The 11,888-nt window shown below is 66.6% G+C and carries 9 protein-coding genes; 5 read left to right on the forward strand and 4 right to left on the reverse strand.

The genetic code is table 11. From position 1 onward, the window contains the following. Positions 1 to 100 precede the first annotated feature (100 nt). Positions 101 to 1,561, reverse strand: a complete 1,461-nt coding sequence (locus AC2FNA_RS19050; protein ID WP_496829241.1) for a hypothetical protein — start codon at positions 1,559 to 1,561, stop codon at positions 101 to 103. A 180-nt stretch (positions 1,562 to 1,741) separates the two neighbouring features. On the opposite strand from AC2FNA_RS19050, the gene AC2FNA_RS19055 reads away from it, so the two are divergent. After that, entirely contained in the window at positions 1,742 to 2,494 is a 753-nt protein-coding gene (locus AC2FNA_RS19055; protein WP_496829243.1) for a WecB/TagA/CpsF family glycosyltransferase, read from the forward strand. Between the two features lie 2 nt (positions 2,495 to 2,496). On the opposite strand, the gene AC2FNA_RS19060 is transcribed toward AC2FNA_RS19055, so the two are convergent. From AC2FNA_RS19060 to AC2FNA_RS19070, 3 genes are read right to left on the reverse strand one after another with little or no spacing between them, the layout of a single operon-like run. Further along, positions 2,497 to 4,596 carry an NAD-dependent epimerase/dehydratase family protein gene (locus AC2FNA_RS19060; RefSeq protein ID WP_496829245.1) on the reverse strand — a complete coding sequence of 700 codons (2,100 nt, stop codon included), beginning with the start codon at positions 4,594 to 4,596 and terminating at the stop codon, positions 2,497 to 2,499. A 7-nt stretch (positions 4,597 to 4,603) separates the two neighbouring features. Next, the gene (locus AC2FNA_RS19065; protein WP_496829247.1) at positions 4,604 to 5,569 is read right to left on the reverse strand and encodes a glycosyltransferase family 2 protein; all 966 of its coding nucleotides are present in this window, start codon (positions 5,567 to 5,569) and stop codon (positions 4,604 to 4,606) included. Then, positions 5,566 to 6,645 carry a glycosyltransferase family 4 protein gene (locus AC2FNA_RS19070; protein WP_496829249.1) on the reverse strand — a complete coding sequence of 360 codons (1,080 nt, stop codon included), beginning with the start codon at positions 6,643 to 6,645 and terminating at the stop codon, positions 5,566 to 5,568. Before AC2FNA_RS19070 ends, AC2FNA_RS19065 begins: the two co-directional genes overlap by 4 nt. A gap of 215 nt (positions 6,646 to 6,860) precedes the next feature. Between AC2FNA_RS19070 and xylB the strand changes: the two genes are divergently transcribed. From xylB to AC2FNA_RS19090, 4 genes are read left to right on the forward strand one after another with little or no spacing between them, the layout of a single operon-like run. Continuing rightward, entirely contained in the window at positions 6,861 to 8,309 is a 1,449-nt protein-coding gene (gene xylB, locus AC2FNA_RS19075) for a xylulokinase (RefSeq protein ID WP_496829251.1), read from the forward strand. Beyond that, complete coding sequence (gene xylA / locus AC2FNA_RS19080) at positions 8,306 to 9,610, forward strand: xylose isomerase (protein WP_496829253.1); 1,305 nt, start codon at positions 8,306 to 8,308, stop codon at positions 9,608 to 9,610. The genes xylB and xylA overlap by 4 nt, the downstream gene beginning before the upstream one ends. Further along, entirely contained in the window at positions 9,603 to 10,568 is a 966-nt protein-coding gene (locus tag AC2FNA_RS19085; protein ID WP_496829255.1) for an aldose epimerase family protein, read from the forward strand. The genes xylA and AC2FNA_RS19085 overlap by 8 nt, the downstream gene beginning before the upstream one ends. Continuing rightward, positions 10,565 to 11,863 carry a cytochrome-c peroxidase gene (locus AC2FNA_RS19090; protein ID WP_496829257.1) on the forward strand — a complete coding sequence of 433 codons (1,299 nt, stop codon included), beginning with the start codon at positions 10,565 to 10,567 and terminating at the stop codon, positions 11,861 to 11,863. The genes AC2FNA_RS19085 and AC2FNA_RS19090 overlap by 4 nt, the downstream gene beginning before the upstream one ends. Positions 11,864 to 11,888 lie beyond the last annotated feature (25 nt).

Consider the following 11,888-nt stretch of genomic DNA (forward strand, 5'->3'; position numbering starts at 1 on the left):
TGTTCGCTCCAAGTTTAGGAACAAACCCAGTTCTTTCTGAATTTTGTGGCCTGAATGGGGACAATTGGTGGTCATTTCAGGCGGCTCTGGGGCGGCCGCGTCACAGAACGGGCCGGGTTTCGTCGCTGGGGACATGCCGGCCAAGGACGGGCGCGCGGGCCTGTTGGCGGCGCCCCGGCTCTGCCACCGGGCGGCGCAGCTGTTCCACATATCCCAGCACCGCCCCGGCGCAGAGCCAGGTAAACGGCGTCAGCGTGTCATTGAGCAACATGTCGGTCATCGTGGCGGCCAGGATCAGGGCCAGCGGCGCGGCGAAATCCGAGATCTCGGTCGATTTCATTTTGCGGGATTGCCAGGTCATCATGGCAATCGGCGCGGCAAGAAGGCCCATTTTCGCAATGTATCCGACCCAGCCAAAGGTGCCGAAAGCGATGATCCAGGCGCCGTCGGGGATGGTGACGATCAGTCCGGTCTCGTCATCCAGCACCAGGTTGCGGTTCCAGCCGCCCCAGCCGAACCAGGGTTTCAGATGGGCCCGGTCCAGCAATTGCTCCTCGTTGGTAAAGCGGAATTCCAGCGATTGTGCCCGTTCCGCGCTGATCGCGGCGGCACGTTCCAGAATCGCATCCAGCGGGATGACCCCGATATTGCGCAGCGCCGGATAGGCGATGGCCAGCGCCGCGATACCCAGCGCGATGCGCAGCACCGCCTTGCGCCGCAGGAACAGCACCACCGGCGTCAGCGCGAGACCATAGCCCAGTGCAGCCAGGCTCTTGCAGGCGTTGAGCACCAGCAGCATGTAGATCAGCGCTCCGGCCCAGCGCTCGCGCATCTTGGCGCGGCTGTGGCGGGTCAGAGCGGCCACCGACAGCACCGCCGTGGTCATGAAGAAGGCCAGCCACAATCCGTGCGGCAGGAACACGATGGGGCGAAATCCACCTTCGCGGATCATCTGGTTAAAGTCGTGCTGGAAAAAGCCGTAGATATAGATGTTCAGCACCGGGGCGAACAGGATTTCAAAGATCGAGGGCAGTGAATAGGCCAGGCCCGCCACCGCCATGGCCAGCACCAGATTGCGCAACCCCGCCTCGTCCGCCAGATGCGCCCGCCCCAGAAAGAAGGGCAACAGGATGATCAGCTGGCTCAGGATGATCGACAACAGGTCGCGCAGGCCCATTCCGGGCACGTAATTGGTAAAAAAGCGGATCGGCTCGGCCTGCATCGCCATTTCAAAGATCAGCGGCTCGCGATTGGTCAGCACCGTGGGCACCGCGCACAGGACAAAGCTGAACAGCAGTACCCGCACCGGCCAGCTGTCGGGGATCAGCGGCACCCGCTTGCGCGCCACAAAGAGGCAGGCAAGGAAGGTGCTGACAGCGGCAATGGAATCCTTGTTCATCGACGGGACCAGCGGCAGGTCGAACTCGGCCACCGGCGGCAGGATCAGATAGGCCCCCAGGATGCCCCAGATGATGGCGCGCTGCAGCGGCAGGCGCGTGAACAGGAACGCGCAGGCAATCGGCCACAGCATCAGCATCAGATAGGCGACGGGATTGGGCATCTGCTCCTGCCTTATGGGTCGCATGCGGATGGGCAAAGCCTAACAGGGCAGCGCCCGCTTGTCCCGGGGTAGCGCGCGAATGCGGCGATCCGGTGGCAGGATCGGTTCGCTTTCGCAGCAGGGGCTGGCCTGAGGACGCGCCGGCGGCTAATCAATGCAGGGGCAGTCGGAGGCGGGTCGATGGAATTCAGTTTTGGCGAGGACAGGGTGACGGTCAACATGCCGACCCGCGAGGCGCTGATGGGCGAGGTGGGGCGCCGGTTTCGCGCGGGCGAGGGGTTTGCCCTGGCGACGATCAACCTCGATCATCTGGTCAAGCTGGGCAGCGACCCCGTCTTTGCCCGCGCCTATGCCGGGCAGGATCTGGTGGTGGCCGACGGCCGCCCCATCGTGGCGCTGGCGCGGCTGGCGCGGTGCCCGGTTGAACTGATGCCGGGCTCGGATCTGGTGCGCCCGCTTTGCGCGCTGGCCGCGGCCGAGCGGGTGCCGGTGGCGCTTGTGGGCAGTTCGGATGTGGCGCTGGCGGATGCCAAGCGGGTGCTTGTGGCCGAGACACCTGGGTTGGACATTGCCTGGACCCATGCCCCAGAATACGGCTTCGACCCCGAGGGTGCGGCGGCCGAGACGATCTTGATGGAACTGGCCACGCGGCGTATCGGCCTGTGTTTCCTTGCGCTGGGCGCGCCCCGGCAAGAGCGGCTGGCGCTGCGCGGGCGGGCCTTGGCGCCCGGGGTGGGCTTTGCCTCGGTCGGGGCGGGGCTTGATTTTCTGGGTGGTCACCAACGCCGGGCGCCGCTGTGGATGCGGAAACTGGCGCTGGAATGGTTGTGGCGGATGTTGACCGATCCGCTGCGCCTTGCGCCGCGCTACGCGCGTTGCGCGGCGATTCTGCCCGGCCACATGGTGCGGGCGCTGCGGTTGCGCGGGCGCTAGGCTCAGAACCCCAGCAGCCCAGCCTCGTCCACAGCACCTGTCAGGAAAGCGTCGGCATCGCTGACCGGTTGCCAGCCCAGCGCGGCTTGCGCGCCCGAGATGTCGAACCGGCTTTGATGCGCGCGCGACAGCCAGTCGGCGCGAGAGGGGCGGGTCAGCCCGCTGCGCCCCAGAACCCGGGTCTTGAGCTGGAACTTGACCCAGTCGGTGGCATACATCAGCGACAGGTTGCCGCCGCTCACCCGGATACGGGCGCCCAGCCGGTCATGGATGGCGTCGAAATAGTCACGCGCGCTCAGGATCGGCGGGCCGACCAGGTTGAAGGCGCGGCCTTCGATCCCCTCTGCCTCGGCGCAGCGGATCAGCCCGTCGACGCAATCGCCGATCAGCACAAAGGGCAGCGGGTTGCGCCCGTTGCCCCACAGCCGTACCGCCCCGGCGCCGTGCCAGCGGCCGATCCCCCAATGTTGCAGCGGCCCGCCCGCACCCAGCACGATACCGGGCCGCGCGATCACCAGCGGCAGGGCGCTCTTGCGGTGCAGCGCCAAAAGGCGGCGTTCGCATTCGGCCTTGGAGCGGGCGTAGAGGTTGCGGTCCTCCATCTCGCCCGGCAGCGGTGTGGCATCGGTGATCGTCACCGCCGGATCGGACATGTCGAAACTGGCGATGGTGCCGGTATAGACCAACCGCCGCACCCCTGCCGACAGCGCCGCCTTGCCGATGCCCTCGGCCACGGCAACGTCGTTTTGCAGGCAATCCTCCCAACTGCTGTCGGTGGAACGCGCAAGGTTGTAGACCGTGTCGATCCCCACCATCGCTTGGGTCAGCGCGTCTGTGTCGTGCAGCGATAGCGAGACCGTCTCGACCTGATCGGGCAGATCGGCAAAGGGTCCCTGCCGCCCGCGCGAGATCACCCGCACATCGTTGCCGCGCGCCACCAGTTCGCGGGTCAGCGCCCGGCCGATGAAGCCGGTGCCACCGATCACCATCGCGCTGGGCGCCGGTTTGCGGCTGGGTTTGGCGGGCACCGGCGTGGGCCAGTCCACCTTGGCCAGCACCGCATCAAGTGCTGTCATCACCGCCACGGCGGAACTGCCCGACCAGCGCGGATCGGCCGGGGCATTTCGCGCTACCGGCTCCCAGATGCCTTGGGCGAGGCCACGAAAGCTGAGCGCGTAAGGCGATCTGCGGTTGAACGAGGTCAGTTGCCGGGCCGCGTTGGTGCTGCCCTGAAACAGGTGCTGACGGGCAAGCGATAACTGGCGCAGCAGCGGGTTGGCCACCAGATCGGCGGTATTTTCGGCGTCGATGACCAGCGTGTCGGCGGCCAGGTCCAGCCGCGCCCGCGCCGAGGAACCGCGGATCGTCACCGAGCGGTCATCCGCGGTTTCGACCAGCGACAGGATCAGCACCAGCTCGACCTCGCCCGCCCGGGCCAGGATGCCCCAGTCCTGCGGCCGGGTGCCCGCCCCGGGCAACGCTACCGGTTTGGACAGCGCCACATGTTCGATCTCGGGCAGGCCGAACAGGTCGATTACCAGGCTCATCAGATGCGGGCCGAATTCCAGCATCAGATTGCGGGTATCGCGCAGCGGCCAGATGCCGAACGGTCCCGCCCTGAGCGGGCCGAACGGATAGCACCAGCGGATCTCGGCGCCCGAGACGCGGCCCAGTGCGCCGCGCCGGATCTCGCGTTTCAGCCGTGTGTACGAAGGCAGGCCCAGGAAGTTGTGACCGGCGTGAAAGCGGCGGTTAGCGGCGCGCGCGGCTTCCTCGATCTCTTGCGTCTGGGCGGCGTTCAGCGCCACCGGTTTCTCGACCAGAACATGCAGGCCCGCGCGCAGGCATTGCAGCGCCAAGGGGTGATGCAGGTCGGGCGGGGTCAGGATATGCACCCCGTCGCACAGGCCCGCCCCGATCAGATCGTCCAGATCGCCAAAGGCACGCGCGCCATGGGCGGCGGCCAGCCCCTCGGCCAGGGCCATGTTGGGGTCGCAGATGGCTGTCAGTTCGACACCCGGCACCGCGCACAGGGCATCCGCGTGCCAGGCGGCGATATAGCCGGCGCCGATCAGTCCGATGCGAAGGGGGGGCGTGGTCATGACGGTCTCACTGATACTCGATGATCCGCGGGCGGCGGCGCGCAAGATGCGTCAGCCAGTATTTGCCGATGCCGATCAGGTTGGGGAATTTCGACAGGGTCAACAGCAGCGCCTGTTTGCGGGCCTCGGTGGCGGGCATCCCCTCGGCGCGCAGGCTCTTGGCGCTGCGCAGCCACGACAGGGCATAGAGCAGCGCCACCAGCACCGGCACCGCCGGGCTCTGCGTGGCGCCGAGCAGTGCGATCAGTGGCAGCACAAGGCCCCAGGCCAGCACCCGGCGTTGTTCGGTGCGAAAATGGCCCGGATGGCGCAGGCCAACTTGTGCAAAACCATGGCCTGCACGAACGGCGCGTCGCCACCATTGTGCAAAACGAGTCATGGCAGCGTCATGCCGCGTCATCTCCAGCGGCAGGCGTTCCAGCTGCCAGCCGGCGCGCGCCAGCCTGAGGCAGAAATCGTCATCCTCGGCGGCGATCACCGTGGGGTCGAAGCCGCCCGCCTGCGCAAAGGCCTCGGCCCGGACCATCATGTCGCCACCGCAAGCCACGATCGGCCCAGCTGGACGGCGCCATTCATGGTCGCAGATGCGGTTGTAAAGGCTCGCCTCGGGCGCGATTTCCGAGCGCCAGCCGGTGACAAGGCCCAGCGTGTCGTCCTGGCTCAACCGTGCTTCTGCGGCGGCGAGCCAGCCGGGCACCAGCGCGCAATCGCCGTCGATGAACTGTACAAAGGGGGCCGGGTCCGTTGCCTGTGCGGCTTCGAACCCCGCATTGCGGGCGCGGGCGGCGCTGAAGGGGATGGACATGTCCAGTTCCACCACCAACGCGCCTGCGGCCCGGGCGGCGGCGACGCTGCCATCGGTCGAGCCCGAGTCCACATAGATCAGGCGGCGCGCCTGACCGCGCGCAGCGCGCAGGGCGCGGATCAGCCGGTCGCCCTCGTTCCGGCCGATGAGAACCAGATCGACACTCATGACAGGCCCTCGCCGCTCAGCACCGCTTCCAGCAGGTCGCAGGCATGGTCCCAGCTTTGCCCTTGCGCGATCTTGTGATTGCGTGCGGACATGGCGCGCCAGTCGCCATCGGGCAGCGACAGGATATCTGCGGCGCCCTCGGCCAAGGCACTCGCATCCCCCACATCGGCCAGATAGCCGGTCACCCCCGGCTCGATCAGGTCCTCGGCGGCGCCTACGCGGGTCGAGACCAGCGGCGTCCGGCAGGCCATCGCCTCGAGCAGCGGCAGAAAGAACCCCTCGGCGGTGCTGGCGCAAAGGAACACATCACAGGCGGCATAGATGTCGCGGATCCGCTCCTGCGCGGGGCGCAGGTGATAGTCGGTTCCGGGGGGCAAGGGCATATCCGGCGTCACCGGTTCGGCGCCAAAGGCCACCACATGCAGGTCGGGGAAGCGTTGCCGCAGCAGGGCAATGGCGGTCAGCGCGGTGTCCGACCCCTTGATCGGGTGCGGGCTGTAGAGAAACCCGACCGTGGGGCGGGTGGCCTTGCCCCGTTCGGGCGCGTGAAACTGCGTCAGGTCAATGCCATTGGGCACCAGCAGCGCGTCGTCGCGGCCATAAGTTTGGCGCAGAATGCCGTCCAGCCAGTTCGAGATCACAATGGGGGTCAGCGGCAGGTAATAGGTTGCACGCGACACTTGCCAGGGCAGGAAGTCATGCACTTCGTGGTGCTGGATCAGGTAGAACTTGCGTCCCTTTTCGGGCGGCATCGCGGCGGCGGCAAAGGCGGTCTCCCACCAGGTCGCCACGATGACATCCGCATCGGGGATTTCATCCGGGTCGACATGGAAATCGGCCCGCGCGGTTTCGATCACCGGCAGGTCCAGAATGTCGAGATGGCCGGGTGGCTCTGGCGGGTTGGGCGTCTGTCCGCGCAACAGCGCGCGCAGTTTCTGCCGGCGGCTGGGCGGGGTCCGGGCCGGAGTGACGATGGTCACCTCATGTCCGTGCGCATGTAGCATGCGGGCATAGATCGCGATCACGCGCAGGCCGCCCGAAAGGTTCGAGCGTGGGCTGAGAAACGTGATGCGCACCGGGTCTGCTCTCCTTAGTCTGATCCGCGCAGGTGGCCCTGTCCTAGCATGGGTGCGGGCAGGGGTATGGCAAAATCTCTCTTTGCGCCTCGATATCGTTGCCGGGGTACGGTTTTGCGACGCGACTGTGACCAATCCGGGGCAAGGTGGCATTCTTTTTAATTTGACACCAAAATTAAATCGCGCAAAGCTCTGGCAACGGCTGGGGAGGCGACATGTTCATAGGGCTCGATCTGGGCACATCGGGGGTGCGCGCGGTGCTGGTAAGGCCGGACGGCAGCGTTCTGGAAAGCGCCGAGGCGGCACTGACGGCCCAACACCCGCACCCGGGGTGGAGCGAGCAGGCGCCCGCCGTCTGGGTCGCGGCGGCGCGTTCGGCGCTGGTCTCGCTGGCGCAGCGCCATCCGCTTGCGATGGAACGTGTGACGGGTCTGGGCCTGTCCGGGCAGATGCATGGCGCGGTACTGCTGGATGAGGCGGGCGCGGTGATCCGACCCGCGATCCTGTGGAATGACAGCCGCAGCCATGCCGAGGCGGCGGAACTGGACAGGATGGAGGCGGTGCGCGATCTGTCCGGCAACATCGTGTTCCCGGGCTTCACCGCACCAAAGCTGGCCTGGCTTGCAAAGCACGAGCCTCAATCTTTTGCCCGCGTGGCGAAGGTGCTGCTGCCCAAGGATTATCTGGCGTTCTGGCTGACCGGCATCTTGGGGTCCGAAATGTCCGATGCCGCCGGTACCGCCTGGCTGGATGTGGGCGCGCGAGATTGGTCCGACCGGTTGCTCGAGGCGGGCGGGATGCGCCGTGACCAGATGCCGGACCTGCGCGAGGGAACTGGGATTGTCGGGCCGGTGCGCCGCGACCTCGCCGCGGGCCTGGGCCTGCCCGATGGCGTGCAGGTGGTGGCGGGCGGCGCCGACAATGCCGCCGCCGCCTGCGGTGTGGGGGCATTGGCCGAGGGCGACGGCTTTGTCTCGCTGGGCACCTCGGGTGTTCTGCTGGCGGCGCGAAACGGGTTTTACCCGGATCCCGCCAGCGCCGTGCATACCTTCTGTCACGCGGTGCCGGGGCGCTGGTACCAGATGGGCGTGATCCTGGCCGCGACCGACAGCCTGAACTGGCTGGCGCGGATCACCGGCGCCGAGCCCGCGACCCTGACCGCCGAGCTGGGCGCGTTGGGCGCGCCCGGTCCTGTACGCTTCCTGCCGTATCTCTCCGGCGAGCGGACCCCGCACAACGATGCCGCTGTGCGCGGCGCCTTTTTGCATCTCGACATTGCGCAGGACCGAACCGACCTGACCTGCGCCGTGGTCGAAGGCGTCAGTTTCGCCTTGCGCGACAGTCTCGATGCCCTGCGAGCCACCGGCGCCGATCTGCCGCGCCTTCTGGCCATCGGCGGCGGCACCCGCTCGCGATATTGGGTGGAACTGCTGGCTACAGCGTTGGGCCTGCCGCTCGACCTGCCCGAACAGGGCGATTTCGGCGCCGCGCTGGGCGCCGCGCGTCTCGCCATTTGCGGCGTCACCGGGGCCGATCCCGCTCAGGTGATGACCCACCCGCCAATTGCCGAAACCATCGACCCCCGCACCGACCTGATCGAGGCTTACGCCCAGGCCCACGCGGACTACGCCGCTTCGTACCCCAAGCTGAAAGCCATGCCATGACCGAGTTCTTCGCCGATATCGCCCCCGTCCGTTACGAGGGGGCAGACAGCGCCAATCCGCTGGCGTTTCGCCACTATGACCCTGACGAAATGGTCATGGGCAAGCGGATGGAGGATCACCTGCGCTTTGCCGTGGCCTATTGGCATTCCTTCGCCTGGGAGGGGGGCGACCCATTTGGCGGCCAGACCCTGATCCGGCCCTGGCAGCCACAAGATGACATGGCGCGCGCCAAGTTGAAGGCCGATGCCGCGTTCGAGATGTTCGATATCCTGGGCGTGCCCTATTTCTGCTGGCACGATGCCGATATCCGCCCCGAAGCTGCGACATTCGCCGAGTCCTTGAGGAATTTCGAGGAAATCATCGACTATTTCCTTGCGAAAATGGAAAGCCGCAAGACCCGCCTGCTGTGGGGCACCGCGAACATGTTCAGCCACCGCCGCTGGATGGCGGGGGCCTCGACCAACCCCGACCCGGACGTCTTTGCCTATGCTGCCGCGACGGTCAAAACCTGCGTGGACGCCACCCACCGGATGGGCGGGCAGAACTATGTCCTCTGGGGCGGGCGCGAGGGGTATGAAACGCTGCTCAACACCGACATGGGTCGCGAGCTGGACCATATGGGCCGGTTCCTGAGCATGGTGGTGGATTACAAGCACAAGATCGGGTTCAAGGGCGCGATCCTGGTGGAGCCGAAACCGCAGGAACCCTCGAAACACCAATATGATTTCGACGCGGCCACCTGCATCGGCTTCCTGCGCAAATACGGGCTGGAGGGCGAGGTGAAGCTGAACCTGGAGCAGGGCCATGCGATCCTGGCCGGGCATTCGTTCGAACACGAAATCGCGGTGGCCGCCTCCGAGGGGATGCTGGGGTCCATCGACATGAACCGCAACGATTACCAGTCGGGCTGGGACACCGATCAGTTCCCCAACAACGTGCCCGAGGTGGCGCTGTGCTATTACCACATCCTGAAGGCGGGCGGGTTCACCACCGGCGGCACCAATTTCGACGCCAAGCTTCGTCGGCAGTCGCTGGATGCAACCGACCTGATCGCGGCCCATGTGGGTGGCATGGACATATGCGCGCGGGGGCTGAAAGCTGCCGCTGCGATGATCGAGGATGGCGGGTTGGAGGCCGCGCTGCGCGACCGTTATGCCGGGTGGGACAGCGACCATGGTCAGGGCATCCTGGAGAGCGATCTGGACAGTCTTTTTGCCCGCGTGCTGGCGGGCGAGATCGACCCGCAACCGTGCTCGGGCCGGCAGGAGATGCTGGAAAACCACGTGAACCGCTTTGTCTGACCGGGGCGGTATCCGGCGGCACGTGCTGGAGGATGGCGACGTTTCGGTCGCGATCCTGAACCGGGGCTGTATCACCCAGGACTGGCAGGTGCCGCTGCGTGGAACCCGGGTGCCGGTGGTGCTGGGCTATGCCGGCCCTGCGGACTATGCGCATAACCCGAGTAGTTTGGGGATCATCGCGGGCCGGGTGGCCAACCGCATTTCGGGCGCGGGGTTCACTTTGGACGGGGTGCGGTACGACCTGCCCGCCAACGAGGCACCGAACCATATCCACGGTGGGCCGAAGGGGCTACATGCGCGCCTGTGGGATATGGAGGCGGACGGCACCCGCGCGGTGCGCCTGACACTCGTATCCGAGCATGGCGAGGGCGGATACCCCGGGCGGCTTGACCTGACGGTGTCCATCCGGCTGGAGGGTGACGCGCTCACCTATGACATGCGTGCCGTCAGCGACCGTCCGACCCTGCTGAACCTGGCGCAGCATTCCTATTATTCGCTGGGAGCCGAGACCTGTCGCGATTTCCACGTGACCCTGCCCGCCAGCCGCTACACGCCGAATGACGCGGCCAAGATCCCGACCGGCGAGGTTGCCCCGGTCATGGGGTGCCCCTTTGACTTCCGCGCCGGGCGCAGCATCTCCGAGGCGGACCCGGAGGGACAGGGGCTCGACATGAACTTCGTGCTCGACCGGGGGCAGGCGCGGGTGACCGGCAACGGACTGGTGTTGGAGATCGAGACCGACCAGCCCTGCCTGCAACTCTATACCGGCCAGTACCTGACGGCAGAGCATACCCCGCTGCCGAGCCAGAGCCACGCGCCCTTTGCGGGCCTCTGTCTGGAGCCGCAGGGCTATCCCAACGCGGTGAACACGCCGGGTTTTCCCTGTCCTCTGGTGACGCCGGAGCAGCCCTATCGCCAGCGCACGACAGTGCGCATTTACGAGGAGGACCCGGCATGAGACGGCTGATCGCGCTGCTGACCATCGCGGCCAGCCCGCTGCTGGCCGATCCGCTGCCGCGCGCCGATGCTGTGTTTGCCGAACCCGGGATGGACGCGGTACGGCTGGGGCAGCTTCTGTTCTATGACCCGATCCTCAGCGGCAACCGGTCTGTCGCCTGCGCCAGTTGCCACCATCCGCGCTTCGGCACTTCGGACGGGGTGTCGCTGGGCCTGGGCGACGGCGCGGTAGGGATCGGGCCCGATATGCGCCTCGACCCGGAGAACCCGCCCGAACAACGCATTCCGCGCAACGCGCCGGCGCTGTTCAACCTCGGCGCGGCGGAGTTCACGCATTTCTTTCACGACGGCCGGCTGGAAAGCGACCTGACCCGTCCCTCGGGCATCCGCACGCCGCTGGGCGCGGATATGGAGCAGGGATTCGCCACGGCGCTGGCCGCGCAGGCGATGTTCCCGGTGCTTTCGGGCGACGAGATGGCCGGGCATTACTCGGAAAACGACGTGGCCCAGGCGGTGCGGCAAGGCAGGCTCACCGGCCCAGGCGGGGCCTGGGCGATCCTGGCGGCGCGGATCGAGGCGATCCCGGACTACCGCCGCGCCTTCGACGCGGTGATCGGGCCGCGCCCGGTGACATTTGCCGATATTGCCAATGTGATTGCCGATTTCATGGTGTTCGAATGGCGCGCCGATGACAGCCCGTTCGACCGTTTCCTGCGGGGGCAGGGGGGGCTGCCCGAGGCGGCCAGAACGGGCATGGACCTCTTCTATGGCAAGGCGCAATGCGCGACCTGCCATGCGGGCCAGTTCCAGACCGATCACGGGTTTCACGCCATCGCCATGCCGCAGATCGGACCGGGTAAGGCGGCACGGTTCGAGCGCCACAATCGCGATATCGGGCGGATGCGGGTGACGGGTGATCCGGGCGATGCCTATGCCTTTCGCACGCCCTCGCTGCGCAATGTGGCGGCAACCGCGCCCTATGGGCATAGCGGTGCCTATGCCAGCCTGCGGGCGGTGGTCGAGCACCATCTCGACCCGCTGGCCAGCCTTGAGGCCTATGATATCGCCTCGGCGGTATTGCCGGAAGGTGGTTTCGCCAGCGACAAGGCGGTTCTGGATGATCCGGTCGAGATGGCGGCGATTGCCGACGCGAACCGGTTGGAGCCGATCCGGCTGACCGAAGCGGAGGTCGATGCGCTGCTGGCCTTTCTCGATACGCTGACAGATCCGGTTGCGTTGACCGGACGTCTTGGCATTCCGGACACTGTCCCCAGCGGTCTCAAGGTGCCGCGATAGATTTTTCTTCGAAAAATCCATGCCT

It is taken from the genome of Ruegeria sp. YKSD163 (assembly GCF_059612905.1).